The organism is Pseudomonas sp. TWR1-1-4, from assembly GCF_049897165.1.
Taxonomy (GTDB): domain Bacteria; phylum Pseudomonadota; class Gammaproteobacteria; order Pseudomonadales; family Pseudomonadaceae; genus Aquipseudomonas; species Aquipseudomonas canadensis.
Map to the genome: position 1 here is coordinate 705,135 of NZ_JAFCVS010000002.1, position 17,318 is coordinate 722,452.

Sequence of the window (17,318 nt, forward strand, 5' to 3'; positions counted from 1 at the left end):
ACTACAACAAGCTCAGGAGCAACCCCATGCAAACCGTGAAGCTCGCCACCCGCCGCTGGTGGTACATCATGCCCATCGTTTTTATCACCTACAGCCTGGCCTACCTGGACCGCGCCAACTACGGCTTCGCCGCCGCCTCCGGGATGGCCGAGGACCTGATGATCACTCCCGGCATGTCGTCATTGCTGGGCGCGCTGTTTTTCCTTGGCTACTTTTTCTTCCAGGTGCCGGGGGCGATCTACGCGCAGAAACGCAGTGTCAAGAAGCTGATCTTCGTCAGCCTGATCCTGTGGGGCGGCCTCGCCACCCTCACCGGCGTGGTGTCCAACGCCTACATGCTGATCGTGATTCGCTTCATGCTCGGCGTGGTCGAAGCCGCCGTGATGCCGGCGATGCTGGTGTACCTGTGCCACTGGTTTACCCGTGCCGAACGCTCGCGCGCCAATACCTTCCTGATCCTCGGCAACCCAGTGACCATGCTGTGGATGTCGGTGGTGTCGGGCTATCTGGTGCAGCATTTCAGCTGGCGCTGGATGTTTATCATCGAAGGCCTGCCGGCCGTGCTGTGGGCCTTTATCTGGTGGAAGCTGGCCGATGAGCGTCCAAAGGATGCCAAGTGGCTGAGCGACGCTGAGAAACAGGACCTGGAAACCGCGCTGGCCGCCGAGCAAGTCGGGATCAAGGCGGTGAAGAACTACGCTGAGGCGTTCCGTTCGCCCAAAGTGATCATCCTGGCCCTGCAATTTTTCTGCTGGAGCATTGGCGTGTACGGCTTTGTGCTGTGGCTGCCGTCGATCCTCAAGCAGGGTTTGCAGATGGACATGGTCGAGGCCGGCTGGCTGTCGGCGCTGCCTTATTTGGCGGCGGTGATTGGCATGCTGGTGGTGTCGTGGGGCTCGGACAAGCTGCAAAAGCGCAAGCGTTTCGTATGGCCGCCGCTGCTGATTGCCTCGATTGCTTTCTACGCGTCCTACGTGCTCGGCGCCGAACACTTCTGGTGGTCCTACACCTTGCTGGTGATTGCCGGGGCCTGCATGTACGCGCCGTACGGTCCGTTTTTCGCGATTGTCCCGGAGATCCTGCCGGCCAATGTCGCCGGGGGTGCCATGGCGCTGATCAACAGCATGGGGGCCCTGGGTTCATTCGGCGGCTCGTACCTGGTGGGCTACCTCAATAGCAGCACCGGTTCGCCCGGCGCTTCGTACCTGCTGATGAGCGGCGCGTTGCTGCTGTCGGTGGTACTGACGATTTTTCTCAAGCCCGGCGCGAGTGACCGCACGCCGGCGCCCAATCTGGAATTGAAGGTAAAAGCCGCATGAAAAAGTCTGTCGTGTTGTACAAAAAACTCTCCGCGCCACTGATGGCCCGCCTGCATGAACAGGCCGAGGTCACGCTGGTCGAAGCGCTGGATGACACTGGCCTGGCCAAGCTGCGCGACGCCCTGCCCGGCGCCCACGGCCTGCTCGGCGCCAGCCTGCGCCTGGATGCCAAGCTGCTTGATCTGGCGCCGCAGCTGGAGGCCGTGGCCAGCGTATCGGTCGGCGTCGACAACTACGACATCGACTACCTGACTGCGCGCGGCATCCTGCTCAGCAACACCCCCGACGTGCTCACCGAAACCACCGCCGACACCGGTTTTGCGCTGATCCTCGCCACCGCCCGGCGTGTGGTCGAATTGGCCGACATGGTGCGCGCCGGTCAATGGAACAAAAACATCGGCCCAGCGCATTTCGGCAGCGATGTGCATGGCAAGACCCTGGGCATCATCGGCATGGGCCGCATCGGTGAAGCCTTGGCCCAGCGTGGGCATTTTGGTTTTGGTATGCCGGTGATCTACCACAGCCACTCGCCCAAGCCGGCGGTGGAGGCACGTTTCGGCGCGCAGTACCGCAGCTTGAATGACTTGCTGCAACAGGCCGACTTTGTTTGCCTGACCTTGCCACTTACCGCCGAAACCGAGAAGTTGATTGGCGCAGAACAATTTGCGCTCATGGGCCCGGAGACGATCTTCATCAATATTTCGCGGGGCAAGGTGGTGGATGAAGCGGCGCTGGTGGAAGCGTTGCAGCAGCGCACCATTCGGGCGGCGGGTTTGGATGTGTTTGAAAAGGAGCCGCTGGATCACGGCTCGCCGTTGTTGCGCTTGAACAATGTGGTGGCGACACCGCATATCGGCTCGGCCACCCATGAAACGCGGGAGGCCATGGCCAAATGTGCGGTGGATAATCTGTTGCAGGCGTTGGCAGGCCAGCGACCAAAAAACCTGGTGAATGCAGCAGTGTGGAAAAACTGATTTTACTGTGGTGAGCGGGCTTGCCTCGCGCGGGGCAAGCCCGCTCACCACTAAAAGCAGGTTTCTGACGCATTCAGATCACAAAACGCGCCACCATCCCATTCAAGTCCACCGCAAGGCGCGACAGTTCGTGGCTGGCCGCACTGGTCTGGTTGGCACCGGCCGCCGACTGGGTCGCCAGGTCACGGATGTTCACCAGGTTGCGGTCCACTTCGCGGGACACTTGAGCCTGCTCTTCCGACGCGCTGGCGATCACCAGGTTGCGTTCGTTGATCAGGCTGATGGATTGGGTGATCTGTTCCAGGGCCACACCGGCGGCGCGGGCCATTTCCAGGGTGTCTTGGGTGCGCTGGTTGCTTTGCTGCATCGATTGCACGGCTTCACCGGTGCCGTTCTGGATGCCGGCGACCATTTTCTCGATTTCCTGGGTCGACTGCGCGGTGCGATGGGCCAGCGCTCGCACTTCGTCTGCCACCACGGCAAAGCCACGTCCGGCTTCACCGGCACGGGCCGCTTCAATGGCTGCGTTCAACGCCAACAGGTTGGTCTGCTCGGCAATCGCGCGGATCACGTCCAACACTTTGCCGATGTCGCGGCCTTGGGTGGCCAGGCCTTCAATCATCGCGGCGGTGTTTTGTACGTCTTGGGTCATGGTCTGGATCGCGCCGACGGTTTCCACCACACGGTCGCGCCCTTCACGGGCAGCCTGGTTGGACTGGCTGGACGCTTCGGAGGTGGACACTGCGTTGCGCGCCACTTCTTCCACCGCCGCCGTCATCTCGTTGACCGCCGTGGCCGCCTGATCGATTTCATTGTTCTGTTGCTGCAAGCCTTTGGAGGCTTCTTCAGTGACCGCGCTCAACTCTTCCGCTGCCGAGGCAAGCTGAGTGGCCGAGCCGGCGATCTGCTGGATGGTCTGGCGCAGGTTGGCCTGCATGGCCGCCAAGGCGCCGAGCAAGCGCGCCGGTTCGTCCTTGCCGTCATCTTCGATGGCTTTACTCAGGTTGCCACCGGCGATGGTTTCGGCAACCTCCACAGCTTTGCGCAGCGGCGTGACAATGCTGCGGGTCAACAACCACGCCAGCAGCACGGTGAGCAATGCGGCAGCCACGGAAACTGCAATGACGCCCGTAATGGCGCCGTCATAACTCTGCCCGGCTTCAGCGTCAGCGGTCTTGGCATCGGCCGCGTTGATAGCGATGAGCTTGTTCAGTTGCTCGCCCATCTGGTCGGTGCCGTCCTTGATGCGGCTGTTGATCAGTGCGCGCATCTCATCCACTTTGCCCTGCTTGGACAGCGCGAGCATGTCGGCCTGTGCCTTGAAGTAGTTGTCCAGCGTGACCACGAAGGTTTTGTACAGCGCGGCTTCTTCCGGGCCGGCAGGTAGAGCTGCGTAGCTGGCTTGGGCCGTCTTGACCTTGTCGGCGAGCACGCCCATGCGGGTTTCAGCCTCTTGCAGGCTGGCCGGCTCGCGGTTGACCAGCACGCGGAACGACAGGATGCGCAGGCGTAGTACGTTCTCGGTGATGATGCCCAGCGAGGTCACGCTGGGCAGTTGGGTCGCGGTCATTTCCACTGAGGATTGGCGAATCTGTGCCATGCGGTTGACCGCAAACACCCCCAGTAAAACCACTAACAACGCAATGAATGCAAAACCGAGGAACGCTCGAGGGGCAATGTTCAACTGGCGCAGGGACATAGGGAGTGCTCTCAGAAGTAGTGTTTGCAAGCGTCCCTGCCGCGAAACGATCAGTCGGCGTCAACGCGCCGTTCCGACCTGTGGTCACCACTGTTGTCGTTGGTATGTGGGCCTATCCTCGGTATCGGCAGGGCCTGGGGTTTCCCGCAGGTCATTCATAAATATTTTTTTACACTTCTGACGACCGGCGCTTTCTGGCATCCTGCGCCTCCATTTTCTGACCCGAGCCCGTATTTTGTCTGACGCTCAAGCCCCCCGCCCGCGCTATAAATCCGACCTGATCTACGGCCTGGAAGACCGCCCACACTTCACCGCGGCGATTTTTGCCGCGTTGCAGCACGTGCTGGCGAGTTTCGTCGGGATCATCACCCCCACGCTGATCGTCGGTGGCGTGCTGGGCCTGGAAAGCGAAGTGCCGTATCTGGTAAGCATGGCGCTGTTCGTGTCGGGGCTCGGCACCTTTGTGCAGGCGCGCAAGTTTGGCCCGATCGGTTCCGGGCTGTTGTGCCTTCAGGGCACCAGCTTTTCCTTTATCAGCGTAATTCTCAGCGCGGGCTTCATGGTCAAGGCGCGGGGCGGCGGCACCGATGAGATTCTCTCGACGATCTTTGGCATTTGCTTTTTCGCCGCGTTTATCGAGGTGGTGCTGAGCCAGTTCATCGGCAAGCTGCGCAAACTGATCACCCCGGTGGTCACGGGCACCATCATTACCTTGATGGGTTTGTCGCTGATCAAAGTGGCGGTCACCGACATGGCCGGCGGTTTCGGCGCCAGCGACCTCGGCGCCGCCAGCAACATGGGCCTGGCAGCGCTGGTACTGCTGACCATCGTTGTGCTCAACCGCTTCAACAACCCGTTCCTGCGCCTGGGCTCCATCGTGATCGGCCTGACCCTGGGTTTTGTCGTGGCCTGGCTGATGGGACGCGTGGACATGGCCGCATTGCCCCAGGTGCCCTTGATCAGCGTGCCGGTGCCGTTCAAATACGGTTTCTCGTTCGACTGGGTGGCGTTTATTCCGGTGGCGGTGATCTTCCTGATTTCGCCCCTGGAAGCGGCCGGTGACCTGACCGCCAATTCGATGATTTCCCAGCAGCCGGTCAAGGGCCCGCTGTACATCAAGCGCATCAAATCGGGCCTGTTGGCCGACGGCCTCAACTCGGCGATGGCAGCCACCTTCAACAGCCTGCCGATGGTGACTTTCGCCCAAAACAACGGGGTGATTCAGTTGACCGGCGTGGCCAGCCGCTATGTGGCGTACTTCATCGCCGGTCTGCTGGTGCTGCTGGGGCTGTTCCCGATGATCGGCGCAGTGCTGCAACTGATGCCCAAGCCGGTACTGGGCGGCGCGACCCTGATCATGTTCGGCACCGTGGCCGTGGCGGGCATCAAGATCCTCGCCGAAGCCGGGCTGCACCGCCGCAATGTGCTGATCGTGGCGATTTCCCTGGGCATGGGCCTGGGCGTGGCCGCCGTGCCGGAAGTGTTGCGCGACCTGCCCAAGGCGCTGCACAACATCTTCGAGTCGCCGATCACCGTGGGGGCTTTCTGTGCAATCCTGCTGAACATTTTCCTGCCGGAAGAGTTCATAGAGCTGGAAGAAGATGAATTTGATCCAGAGTCCTCGACCCTCAAAGTGATGCAGGATCCGGACGTCACGAAATAGGAGCACTTTTATATGCGCAAGCTCATGGTTCTATCGCTGTTGCTGCTGACCCTGAGCGCCTGCGCGCTGTTCCCCAACCGTGACCCGGTGAACATCAATGTGGTGGGCATCGAGCCCCTGCAGAGCCAGGACCTGGAAGTGCGCTTCGCCGTGAAGCTGCGGGTGCAGAACCCCAATGAAACCGCGATCGACTACAACGGCGTAGCCCTGGACCTGGAGGTCAATGGCCGGCCGCTGGCGTCAGGGGTGAGTGATCAACGCGGCTCCATCCCACGCTTTTCCGAGACCGTGCTGATGGTGCCGGTAAGTGTTTCGGCGTTTTCGGTGTTGCGTCAAACCCTGGGCCTGAGCCAAAAACAGAGTTTGAACAACCTGCCTTATGTGCTGCGGGGCAAACTGGCGGGTGGGCTGTTTGGCACGATGCGCTTTGTTGACCGTGGCACACTGGACCTGCCGAATACGGCCACCTGGTAAACGCCATGCAACCGACGCTTTACACCGAACGCTTGATCTTGCGCCCGCTGACCCTGGACGATGCCGAGGTCATCCAGCAGCTCTTTCCCCACTGGGAAGTGGTGCGCTATCTCACCGCCGAGGTGCCCTGGCCTTACCCCGCCGACGGTGCGCACAGCTTCCTTGAACATGTGGCCTTGCCGGCCATGGCACGGGGCGAGGAATGGCACTGGTCGATCCGTTTGAAAAGCGCGCCTGACGCGCTGATCGGCAATATCTGCCTGACGGATACCGAGGACGACAACCGTGGGTTTTGGCTGGGCCGGCAATGGCAGGGCCAGGGACTGATGACCGAAGCCAGTGCCGCAGTCACCGATTACTGGTTCGGCGTGCTCAAGCGGCCATTGATGCGTGTGCCCAAGGCTGCGCCCAACCTGGGGTCGCGGCGGATTTCAGAACGCACGGGGATGCGCTTGATCAGGACGGATGAAGGAGCGTTTGTAGCAGGCACTTTCCCACGGGACATCTGGGAAATGACCCGTGAAGAATGGCTGGCATCACATCCTCTGTAGGAGCCGGCTTGCCGGCGATAACGGTGTATCAGTCACTGCATTGGCTGGCTGAACCGACGCTATCGCCGGCAAGCCGGCTCTACAGGGGCTATCGTGTTTTAGTCGGTGATGTAGCGCACGCCTGGCTTGGCGCGCTCATCCACCACCAACTCGAATACATCCGGCCGGGCGTAGTGGCCCACCACGTCATAGTCATACCGCGCGCGCACCAATTCATCGGTATTGATTTGCGCCGTCAGCAGCCCGGCTTCTCCCAGCAACGGTCCCGCCAGAATGTCGCCCATGGGCCCGACAATCACGCTGCCCCCCGCAATCAACGGGCGTTCGGCAGGCCAATTGGCGACCTCAATCCCCAGCGCTGCCGGCGACGCCTGTACCTGGCACGCGCTCACCACAAAGCAGCGCCCCTCATGGGCCACATGGCGCATGCTCACCTGCCACATCTCGCGCTCATCTACCGTCGGCGCACACCAGACCTCCACGCCCTTGGCATACATTGCCGTACGCAGCAACGGCATCATGTTTTCCCAGCACACCGCGCCGCCGACACGCCCCACTGCCGTATCGATCACCGGCAGGGTCGAGCCGTCGCCCTTGCCCCAGATCAGCCGTTCTGTACCAGTGGGCATAAGCTTGCGATGCTTGGCCACCAGCCCACCCGCCGGCTCGAAATACAGCACGGTGCAATACAGCGTGCTACCGCTGCGCTCGATCACGCCAAGAACAAGGCTAGCGCCCGTGCGCGCCGACAGTCCGGCCAGTGCCTGCGTTTCAGGGCCCGGCACATCGATAGCATTGGCAAAGTAGCGCGCGAAGGCTTCGCGCCCCTCCGGCAGGCGATACCCCAACTGCGTACCAAACCCCTCACCTTTGGGATAGCCACCCAGCAACGCCTCGGGCATTACCACCAGTTGCGCTCCGCTGCGCAGGATCTCGTCTTCATAACTGAGGATCTGCGCCAGGGTTTCGCCCTTGCCATCAGGCAAGGAACCGATTTGCAGGGCCGCCACAGTAGAAACAGGCATCGTGTTCACTCCAGGTAATGGGGGTTGCCCATTCTCCCGCCAGCCTCGATCATGAATAAAGCCCACCTCAGTGCTGAATGATATGAGCCAAATCAATATCGCCCAGGTCGATCTGAACCTGTTGAAAACCTTTGAAGCCCTGCACGACGAATCCAGCGCCAGCCGCGCGGCCTTGCGCCTGGGCGTGACGCAGTCGGCCATCAGCGCGGGGTTGCGGCGCTTGCGCGAGGTGTATGGCGATCAATTGTTCGTGCGCACCGGGCGTGGCCTGGCGCCGACCCTGAGGGCCAACCAATTGAAACCGCTGATCAGTGAAGCACTGGATCGCTGTCGGCAGAGCCTGGCCATGGTCGACCCGCACAATCAGCAGTATCAGGGGCGCTCCGTAGTGCTGGGGCTGTCGGATGATTTCGAGATTGCCTACGGCCGCAGGCTGATGGATGAGATCGCCCGGCGCGCACCGAAACTACGGGTGATTTTCCGCCAGACCCATAGCCAGATCGTCGCAGGCGCCCTGCTCGACCGCACCTTGGATCTTGCGATCACAGCCGGTGGCTTTGCCCAGGGCCGGTTAAGTCGCCAAGTATTGGGAGAAGGCGATTACCGCTGCCTGGTGGATTCGGATCAGGCCAGCATCAGCCTGGAGGATTTCGTCACTCGCGAGCACGTGCTGGTGTCGTCAGGTGGATTCATAGGGATTACCGATGAGGGTTTAGCGGCGCAAGGGCTGAGCCGACAAGTGTGTGCGTCCACCAGCCACTTCGCGGCGCTGCCTTTTCTGCTCAAGGGCAGCCAAGCGGTGGCGACCATTCCCGGTCACGCCGCCGAGGCCATCGGCGCGATGACCGGGTTGCGGGTGCTGGCTTGCCCACTGGCCCTGCCGCGCTACCCGGTGGAGTTGGGCTGGCGCACCCAAGCACAGCTGGATCCGCTGCTGCTGAAAGTGCGTGAAGCGATTGTGGCGAGCTTTACTTAGCCGCCGCCATCAACTTGTTGACCTCACTGCGTACCATGTTGGAAAACTCCGGCGGCGACATGCCGTCGAGTTCGGCGCGCACCCACTCGGCCCACTTGCCCTTGCGCTTGGCGCGCTCACCGAACAAGCGGGCCGCTTCGCCCTTGGCCTTGCCCAGGTTGGTTTGCCACAGGTCATAGAGGCGGGACTTTTCATCTTCCAGCTCGGCACGTTCGGCGAGGGTCTTGTTGGCCAGATTGAAGCTCATGTTGATTTACCTGCTGCACAAATAGGCGACATCTTACACTGTAGGTCGAATTTTCCTGATCCGGATTTTGCTCGAAACGGCCGGTCGGCAAAAAAACTGCAACTTTTGCCAACGCCCGATACTCCATTGTTCACTGTCACATTCACTCGCAAGGAGTCACACAATGGCCCGCAAAACTGCTGCCCAAGCCGTCGAAGACCAAATCAAGGACCAAGCCTTCAGCGAACTCACCGCGCTGATCGAAGAATCGGACAAACTGCTCAAGAGCAGCGCCTCCCTGGTCGGCGAGGAAGGTGAAACCCTGCGCGAGCAGGTCGCCATCAAACTCAAGCAAGCGTTGGACTCGGTGTCCAATGTGCGCGAGCGCAGCAAGCCTGTGGTCGATGCCACCGAAACCTACATCGGTGGCCACCCATGGCAGACCGTGGCGATTTCTGCCGGTTTCGGCCTGGTCGTAGGCCTGCTGCTCGGCCGTCGCAACTGAAACAATCGGGGCTGCGCAACAGGCGCAGCCCCGTTTAACCTTCCGCCAGTGCCTGCAACTGCCTAAGATCTTTCGTGTCCATTTCAATACCTGTCTGCTGGGACTTCGCGCGCGTGCGATGACGTCGATCCCCCGGCAACCGCCGCAACCCCGCTGCATGCATCTGCCGCACCAGTTCCTGGCTGCGCTCGGCAAAGCTTTGCCCGGCGGTTTTGCTCGGGTCGATCACAATCACCAACTGGCCGGTCCAGGGCGTACGTGCCCCCGGATGCTCCGACCAGTTGAACTCGAACGAAAAGTTACCGCCCGTCAACGCCGCCGCCAGCAACTCGACCATCATCGACAGCGCCGAGCCCTTGTGCCCGCCAAATGGCAATAGCGCCCCGCCTTCAAGAATGGCCTTGGGGTCCTGGGTCGGCTGACCCAGGCTGTCGACGCCCATGCCCGGTGGCAGGCGCTCGCCTTTGCGTGCGGCAATCTGCACGTCGCCGTGGGCGATGGCGCTGGTGGCGAGGTCAAACACAATGGGTGGACCGTCCGCCCGTGGCGCAGCGAACGCGATCGGGTTGGTGCCGAACAACGGCCGGTCGGCGCCATGGGGCACCACACAGGTCATGCTATTGACCACGCTCAATGCCACCAGGCCTTCTTCGGCAAAGGGCTCGACGTCCGGCCACAACGCGGCGAAGTGATGGGAGTTATGAATCGCCAGCAGCGCAATGCCGGCACTGCGCGCCTTGTCGACCAGCAGTGAGCGGGCCGTAGCCAGAGCCGGTTGGGCAAAACCATTCGCCGCATCTACCCGAACAAAGCCGCTGGCAACGTCTTCAACGATGGGCACTGCCTTGCCGTTGACCCAACCACTGTTCAACGTCGACACATAGCCAGGCACGCGAAACACCCCGTGACTATGGGCCCCGTCACGCTCGGCGCTGGCGCAGTTCTCGGCCAGTACCTGAGCCACCGATTCAGACGCGCCGTGCCGCAGAAGGATGCGCTGCAACAGTAGCGTCAATGTCTCGTAGCTCAGGTGCGTGGTTGAAACGTCGTGATCCAAAGGCGATGCAGACATCGGTAGCTCCCGTTTAATTATTGGAAGGGGCACTGCGTACGAACAATCGGCAGTGACGATTAAACAGTGTTTCGCGCGTGACTGTCGACCACGACACGCAGCCCGGCGTGTCAGACATATCTACTGCCGAACCCTGGTATCACGACTCTAGGATCACTACTTCCCGGAGGGGCTGTTCTCACCGCCCCCTTGCCCTTGAGGGTCTATCCAATGAGTCAGGTACAACCACCCTATTTTTTTCCTGAAGTCCTGCGCAGTGGCTGGAAGGAACGCGAACGCGAACGCCACTTCGGCATCAATGCCAACGACAGGAGTTTCCTGCGCAATCTGCCTTTGAGCAGCAATGAGGTGCGGCGCAAGCAGACTCCGCCCATGATCGCCCAATCGCTCTGGCTGAATAAAAACAGCCCGGCGGCCCTGGAGCTGGTCGGCAGTTTCATGATGAGTTCAACCGGCACCTACACAAGCGCCTTCCTCTACACGCCGTATCGCGGACTGGAAAAATTCGACGGTCGGGCACTATTACTCAGCGCGCTGACTGAACGCCTCAAAACGCCGGCCAAAGCCGATGAGCTCTTGCAGTTCATTGCTCTGGGTATACGTTCGGGATTGAAGCTGGGCACCCCCCTGGTGCTGACACCCGTGGATATTGAGGGCGATGTATTCGACGAACAGAAAAAATCCCTGAACCACCAGCAAACGCTCAACCTGCAAGCCGTGCTCGCCGAGCTGGTGAAATTGCCCAACCTCGACACAATGCTACAAGCGCTGCTTAGATCCGTGTTTTACCCACTCTTCCCCAGGCTTGACCCCAACCGGACCCAAGTCAATTTTTTCAAATTGCCGCCCACCGAACGGGAACCACGGCAATGGATCAATTCGCTGTCGATCAGCGAAGCGCTCTTGATGCTTTACCGTCAGCAAGCCTGGCCGGTAGGGCAAACCCGCGAGTTCTTCCATCCCCAATCCACCACCGCCTCCAACAACGCAGCAGGCTGGGAAGACGGCCTTAAACAGGCATCAGAACAATTATCGTCGTTCTTGCAAAATGCCCTTGAGACGTTCTGGAACACCGAGCTACCAAACGGTGCCTCGCGTCGCACATTCCTGGCGCAAACCATGGCGCACAAGGCCCGAGTCGATCTATTGCTCAAGCGCCAGAGTGAAATCATTACGCCTGAACAAGCCGATCAACTAGCCGCGCTCTATCGACCAAACGGCGCGCCGCGCACTCAAGCCAGTGACGGATTACGCTTCGAGACGGTGCGGTTCTGGGAGCATCCGACTCATTTCGTTGAGCTAACCAGTTCGGTGATGATTGCCAATGCGCATACCTGGTTTTACTCGCCGCCCAAGGGGTTGCAGGTACTGGCCGATCACGACGGCCTGATTCAGTTCTTAAAGGCAATGGTCAAGGCGCCCGCCTACGAAGACGATGCCTACAACTTCCTGTCCCTGGAGGAGCGCCTGTTATTTATCGGTTTTACCCAACCATCAGTCAGCGGCAACCTGATTGACGGAAACGTATTTGAACACCTGATGGAGGGCATCATCGACAAACAGCAGCAAAACCTGATCTACGTCCTCGGCCAATTCCGCCGTGAACGCGGCGACATCAACCTGTCGGCACTGCTGGATCACGCCATGGATGTGCGCTTCATGGTCGATGACAAGCTCTTGACGCTGGACACTGCACACCGCTGGACCACCCACACAGTGTTGGCTGACCCTCTGCGGCCCATTTCGGTCGCCGCTAAACGAGCGGAGCAGCTGCATAAACAGCTAATTGATATCCCACTCGCGCTGGAAAATCTGATCAAACCATTGCCGTCCATCATGACCCCGCTGGCCGATGCCTTGGCCAGTCACGAACGACAGGCACTCGACCCGGTGCGGGTGTTCATCAATCGCTACACCGAAGAGGCGGCCCCCTACCCTATTGTGGCACCACTGGAAAGCCAAAGCCTGGAGGATCACTTCCTCGAGCGTCTGGCCGAAGGGGTTGGCCCGGTGCCTGAAACCCGGCATTACGGCGTTTACAAGCCAGACCACACTGCCTATGGGCAAGAACTGTCTCACGTGGACGTCAAAACGCTCAATCAGATCGTCAATCAAGTGTTGGCTCATTACAAAGAGCATGACATCTACGACATCCCCCGCAAACACCTCCAGGACCTGCTGCCGCAGATGGGGACCATGATGTCCAGCGCGATGCGCAACCAGGCCTACCTGCGACGCCTCAACAAGACACTGGACGCCCGGGACGACGCCATCATTCAAGCCGTGTTTGACCCCTTCAACCCTGACCGTCGTCGGCGGGAGGACCTGGAAGGGTTTATCCCGGATGTCTATCGCATCACTGTCCAACGCGATGAAGAAGAACCGCGTCACAACCTGGCCAATTGCTTGATGATCACCGAGCGCGGCGGACTGGATCACCACCATTCCGGCCACGCGATTCTCTGGACGCCGGCCTGGGGCCTGGAAACCTTCGTGTCTCCAGCCGTGGCAGAACAGCAACTTGAGGAGCGCCTGAAAGACCCCACCGCATGCTTGGCACTGTTGGAAAATCTTGATCCGCGTCTACGCCAGCCGCATACCAACTACACCCTGGGGGCATTCTGGCTGATCACCGAACCGATCAGCGAAAACCGCCAGCAGTCCTGGATCGACCACTACATCGCCCAACGGGCCCATTGGCTGGCACGGAAACCCACCGGCAAAGCACTATTGAAGCTTATGGCGGTGATGCCTAGCCCTGTCCTTGGAGGGGCTGCACAGCTCGCCCATCATTTTGTCGCGCAACGCTCGCTACCCGTTTGGCTGGGCATGGCAAGCCCTGCTGAACAGCAGCACCATGCTGAGCTACTTGAGCAATATCGCCTCAATACCCAGTCTGAAAAAGACTATCTGTATGAGTTTTTATCGCTACGCCAGCAGGCTCACGACAAGCTGAGCGACATGCTGGTGGGTTATTCCGTTGACCCGCAAGACGTCTTTATCACGCCACGGCTCGCCTTGGGCGGTCAACGACAGAACCTTATCGACTACGCCCTGGCTCACATCAACGAGCAGGTAAGTTCCTTTATCGTGGAGGCTGGCGCAACGCGACTGACCGAATCGACGATCCGGCAACTCTTGCTCAAATTGAACATCGCCCAGGTCGCTCACGACTACCTGAAAGAGAAACTGGCCCCCGACCAACCAGGCGCACTGTTGCGTGAGCTGCGTTTTATCCGGCAATTACCGTGGCAGCTGTTGCAACACGCCCACGCACTGAAACTGCAAGAGCGGCTATCGGAGACTGGCTACAACCTGATTCGGCAGGTCGTCGACATGCCGGACGCCATCGCACGGGCCACGATCGCAGGTGCCAATGCGACCATTCGTCCCCTTGAGATGATCGCCACACCAGGCGCGAGCATCGTCAAGGCGCTTGGGCTTTACGTGATCAGCGCAGGCGCCACTGGGCCGTTGATTCTCTACGCGCCTTACTACCCAGGCCAGTGCTTCATAGAGTTTGAAAACCTTGCGCAGTTTCTCAGCCATCTGAATGTACCTGGCAAACTGCAAGACTGGATCACTGCCCATCTACCGGTTGCTGACAAGGCGAAATATAAAAATCTACTGGCCAGCACCGCAGGTACCACCTCCGAAATCACCTTGGCCAATCAACCGATCAAAGGCCACGCCTTCAAGCAGTTTTATCAGGACAACCAGGTGGTGATGGGGCAAATGCTTAAAGCTCAGCAAGCCCCCGACGAGCAGAGCCGCTGGAACACGATCAAAAGTCTCTTGAGCAGCGGCGTGCAGATCGCCGCGCAATTCTTGCCGGGGAAACTGCGGATACCGGTTCTGATCTGGCAGAGCTATAGACTGTTCAAAGACTCTGCCGAGGCCCTGCAACAGCATCATTGGCGGGATGCATTGCGTTCGTTCATTTTCGGTATTGCGACGATGGCGGGGCTGGAGCGACTGATTCGCACACCCGTGCCCAAACCTTCTCCCCCGGCGTACAAGGAGGTGCACGAAAGCGACCTGCCCCCCTCCGACACCGCCGTTGCGCCGACCGCTCGGGACATCGACGTAACCGACCCCAGACGCACTCGCCTGCAATCTCTGGAAGCCAGCCAGGTATCTTTGAAAGACTTGCAAAAGCGACCAGGCACAGGCCTCTACGCCACTGCCGACGGCAAGACGCTTTATGGAGCCGTGGAGGGCAAGGTCTATCCAATCGAGCAAGCCAAACAGCTGCGGATTGCCAGCAACGACGGCCCCCTGGTGTCCAGTACTGTCCAAAAACAGCTGGTGTTGGCCCCACAGAGCCACACACTGCAGTACGGCAAAGCGCTCTCGCGGCTGGGCAATTATTATGTCACCCGGCATACCGCCAAGACGGTAATGAACATCGGCGCCACCGGCATGGACGAGATTCGTCAGCTTTACCCAACCAAGGCCCGGCAGATTATCGAAGCACTCGATATCGCGCGAACTTATGCATTCCGTGCGATGCATAACCTGGTGCAACTGCGACACCTGACTCCCGGCACTCGCTTGGAGGGGTTCCTGAAGCAGATGTTTGACGTCAACAGTGTGGATGACGGCATTCTGCAAAAGGTGCGAAACACCCTCATCCCTCTGTGCAAAGCCTTGGTAGATCCCGACCTTGACGGGTGGGACACCTCACGTTTCGTAGTCGGCTCGAGCGGTGATCCCAACCAGAAGGTGATTGCGTTCACCATCGCCAGCGACAGGACAAAGCAGGTGTTTTTTACTGAGTTGTTCTTTGATCAACAACTGGAGGAGTATGCGAACCTATTGACTGAAGCGTTCGACATTGACGGCCATGCGCGAGCAGCCACACTGATTCACGAATTCGCCCATATCTACGGGCGCGCCGAAGACATCGCGAGCACAGAAGCCCGGCTGCCGTTTGCGGACCTGATCGAAACCCTGACGGCTAAAGGCAGGGCAGCACAAAACTGGTTGCAGGGTGTCCAACGCGACGCATTGTCATTGGGTACGCCACGTCATCGGCTGTTCTCACGCTGGAATTCTTTCCTAGGTATATGGGAGAGCATGGACTCCGACAGCTCGGAGGACCGCACCTTCAAAGCCGTCAAGGAAATTACATCCCGCCCGACTCTCGACGCGGCCCGTGATGCGTTTTTGGATGCCGCATCACCCGACAAGCGCATCGACACGATTCTTCGCAACGCCGACTCCATTGCCAGGCTTATTTGTGAAATGGGCCGCGTACTCGACCCTGCACAGGGCGCACCTTGAATGTCACGGCAACGCATGGGAGCAGGGAGCCCGAGCGGGCTCCCGGCAGGCAGCGTCAGTCTTTCTGATCGCGCAGGATATTGCCCGATGCGCCATCAATGCGCGCTTCATAGACCGTGCCATCGGACTTGCGCCCTTTGACTTCCCAATAGCCATTGTCGTCGGCTTCGGCAGCGTAGACTTCCACGTAGCCCGCCTTGGTCTTGGCGACTTCGATGGCCTTTTCAATGGTAATCCAGCCCGCGCCCGGTTTATCAGCCAGGGCGGCGCCAGCACTGAGCAGAGCGGTGGTTGCACACAACGCGACTAAGGTTTTCTTCAGCATTTTCGTTCTCCATGGTGGGAATGTCCTGAATTTTTTAGGTGCTCTCAAACGAGAATAAGTTCCAATTGATGTGCAATCGCCATGACGGCTGTTCTCGCCGCCCGCGTGCGGAGGTTAGAATGTGGGAAATCAGGATGAGTCAATGACCGAAAAGTCCCTTTCAGAAGCCGAATACGACGCCATCACCGACGCTGCCGCGCATTGGTGCATGCGCCTGCACGCGGGTGATTGCACCACGGGTGAACGTCAGGCTTTTGCACAATGGCACGACTCCCACCCGCTGCATGCCTTTGAATACGCGGCGATGCTGGAGATCTGGGACGTTGCCGACCACCTCCCCCGCAACGAACCCACGCCGGTCGTGGTGCCGTTCAAACCCCGCAGCCGCTTACGCACCTACGCCGTGGCAGCGGCGATCTGCCTGGCCGTCCTACCCTTGGCAGCCTTTACCGGTTGGGAAGCCGGCTGGCTGCCCAGTTCCTATGAACGCTACGATGCCGCCAATGGTCTGCGCCAGATCACCTTGGGTGATGGCAGCCAGGTGGAGCTGAACCTGGGCACCGAACTGGTCTACAGCAACTACAAGGACCAGCGCCGTATCACGCTGAAAAAAGGTGAAGCGTTCTTCAAAGTCAGCCATGACAGCGCCCACCCCTTTATCGTGCACGCTGGCGAAGGCCAGGTGCGGGTGACGGGCACTCAGTTCAACGTGTGGAAGTATGAAGACCAGGTGCGCGTGATGCTGCTCGAAGGCTCGGTGCAGATATCCAGCGACAAGGTGCATGGCAGCGTGCCGCTCACCCCCGGCATGCAGGCCAACTACCAACAAGGCGATGCCACGCCACGCGTAAGGGCGATCACGCCGAACGACACCGCGCTGGCCTGGCGCCAAGGCAAGCTGATCCTCGACAACCTGGCCCTGGCCGACGCGTTGCCGCTGATCAACCGCTACCTGAGCAAACCGGTGATGCTGGCCGACGCCAACACCGGCACGATTCGCATCGGCGGCATCTACAACATCAACGAGGTCAACAACCTCGTGCCCTCCCTGCCCAAGGTTTTGCCGGTCTACCTGACCCAGAACCAGGACGGCAACCCCGTACTCAACGCCATCCCGCGTAAAACGCCGAAAGGCTGAGCCGCTGCCCACAGCTGTGGGCTTCGCCACGCCTGAAGTGTCCGTTTTTTTAACACCCCCCTGCCCTGAGGCGCCCATGCGTAGC

General features: G+C 59.9%; 14 protein-coding genes. 9 read left to right on the plus strand and 5 right to left on the minus strand.

Annotation, left to right across the window (positions count from 1 at the left end; all coding sequences use genetic code 11):
• Nucleotides 1-26 precede the first annotated feature (26 nt).
• Entirely contained in the window at nucleotides 27-1,319 is a 1,293-nt protein-coding gene (locus ACP7C6_RS07950; protein ID WP_028615913.1) for an MFS transporter, read from the plus strand.
• Nucleotides 1,316-2,293 (plus strand): 2-hydroxyacid dehydrogenase, encoded by a 978-nt coding sequence (locus ACP7C6_RS07955; protein ID WP_426108581.1) that lies wholly within the window; start codon nucleotides 1,316-1,318, stop codon nucleotides 2,291-2,293. The genes ACP7C6_RS07950 and ACP7C6_RS07955 overlap by 4 nt, the downstream gene beginning before the upstream one ends.
• 73 nt (nucleotides 2,294-2,366) lie before the next feature.
• Here ACP7C6_RS07955 and ACP7C6_RS07960 read toward each other — a convergent pair whose 3' ends face one another.
• Entirely contained in the window at nucleotides 2,367-3,992 is a 1,626-nt protein-coding gene (locus ACP7C6_RS07960; RefSeq protein WP_028615911.1) for a methyl-accepting chemotaxis protein, read from the minus strand.
• A 235-nt stretch (nucleotides 3,993-4,227) separates the two neighbouring features.
• On the opposite strand from ACP7C6_RS07960, the gene ACP7C6_RS07965 reads away from it, so the two are divergent.
• Genes ACP7C6_RS07965 through ACP7C6_RS07975 form a run of 3 tightly spaced genes read left to right on the plus strand, consistent with a single transcriptional unit; the run spans nucleotide 4,228 to nucleotide 6,680 of the window.
• Nucleotides 4,228-5,655, plus strand: coding sequence for a nucleobase:cation symporter-2 family protein (locus ACP7C6_RS07965; protein WP_028615910.1), 1,428 nt, complete (start codon nucleotides 4,228-4,230; stop codon nucleotides 5,653-5,655).
• Between the two features lie 12 nt (nucleotides 5,656-5,667).
• Nucleotides 5,668-6,129, plus strand: coding sequence for an LEA type 2 family protein (locus ACP7C6_RS07970; protein ID WP_426108582.1), 462 nt, complete (start codon nucleotides 5,668-5,670; stop codon nucleotides 6,127-6,129).
• Between the two features lie 5 nt (nucleotides 6,130-6,134).
• Nucleotides 6,135-6,680: a GNAT family N-acetyltransferase gene (locus ACP7C6_RS07975; RefSeq protein ID WP_028615909.1), complete on the plus strand. Its 546-nt coding sequence runs from the start codon at nucleotides 6,135-6,137 to the stop codon at nucleotides 6,678-6,680.
• A gap of 98 nt (nucleotides 6,681-6,778) precedes the next feature.
• Here the strand turns inward: ACP7C6_RS07975 and ACP7C6_RS07980 are convergent, their stop codons facing one another.
• On the minus strand, nucleotides 6,779-7,705 hold the full coding sequence (locus tag ACP7C6_RS07980; protein ID WP_068937918.1) for a carbon-nitrogen hydrolase family protein: 927 nt from the start codon (nucleotides 7,703-7,705) through the stop codon (nucleotides 6,779-6,781).
• Between the two features lie 82 nt (nucleotides 7,706-7,787).
• Between ACP7C6_RS07980 and ACP7C6_RS07985 the strand changes: the two genes are divergently transcribed.
• The gene (locus tag ACP7C6_RS07985) at nucleotides 7,788-8,681 is read left to right on the plus strand and encodes a LysR substrate-binding domain-containing protein (RefSeq protein ID WP_426108583.1); all 894 of its coding nucleotides are present in this window, start codon (nucleotides 7,788-7,790) and stop codon (nucleotides 8,679-8,681) included.
• Here the strand turns inward: ACP7C6_RS07985 and ACP7C6_RS07990 are convergent.
• Nucleotides 8,674-8,928 carry a hypothetical protein gene (locus ACP7C6_RS07990; RefSeq protein ID WP_003190904.1) on the minus strand — a complete coding sequence of 85 codons (255 nt, stop codon included), beginning with the start codon at nucleotides 8,926-8,928 and terminating at the stop codon, nucleotides 8,674-8,676. The two genes, ACP7C6_RS07985 and ACP7C6_RS07990, sit on opposite strands and share 8 nt — an antisense overlap.
• Before the next feature lie 163 nt (nucleotides 8,929-9,091).
• Between ACP7C6_RS07990 and ACP7C6_RS07995 the strand changes: the two genes are divergently transcribed.
• Nucleotides 9,092-9,412 carry a DUF883 family protein gene (locus ACP7C6_RS07995; RefSeq protein WP_016979401.1) on the plus strand — a complete coding sequence of 107 codons (321 nt, stop codon included), beginning with the start codon at nucleotides 9,092-9,094 and terminating at the stop codon, nucleotides 9,410-9,412.
• Between the two features lie 34 nt (nucleotides 9,413-9,446).
• Here the strand turns inward: ACP7C6_RS07995 and ACP7C6_RS08000 are convergent, their stop codons facing one another.
• Nucleotides 9,447-10,484: an Ldh family oxidoreductase gene (locus ACP7C6_RS08000; RefSeq protein ID WP_426108584.1), complete on the minus strand. Its 1,038-nt coding sequence runs from the start codon at nucleotides 10,482-10,484 to the stop codon at nucleotides 9,447-9,449.
• Nucleotides 10,485-10,694: 210 nt separating this feature from the next.
• Here ACP7C6_RS08000 and ACP7C6_RS08005 point away from each other — a divergent pair, with 210 nt between their 5' ends.
• Nucleotides 10,695-15,770, plus strand: coding sequence for a dermonecrotic toxin domain-containing protein (locus ACP7C6_RS08005; protein ID WP_426108585.1), 5,076 nt, complete (start codon nucleotides 10,695-10,697; stop codon nucleotides 15,768-15,770).
• Between the two features lie 55 nt (nucleotides 15,771-15,825).
• Here the strand turns inward: ACP7C6_RS08005 and ACP7C6_RS08010 are convergent, their stop codons facing one another.
• Nucleotides 15,826-16,095, minus strand: a complete 270-nt coding sequence (locus ACP7C6_RS08010) for a PepSY domain-containing protein (RefSeq protein WP_016979404.1) — start codon at nucleotides 16,093-16,095, stop codon at nucleotides 15,826-15,828.
• 142 nt (nucleotides 16,096-16,237) lie between these two features.
• On the opposite strand from ACP7C6_RS08010, the gene ACP7C6_RS08015 reads away from it, so the two are divergent.
• The gene (locus tag ACP7C6_RS08015) at nucleotides 16,238-17,233 is read left to right on the plus strand and encodes a FecR family protein (protein ID WP_122726151.1); all 996 of its coding nucleotides are present in this window, start codon (nucleotides 16,238-16,240) and stop codon (nucleotides 17,231-17,233) included.
• Nucleotides 17,234-17,318: the final 85 nt, after the last annotated feature.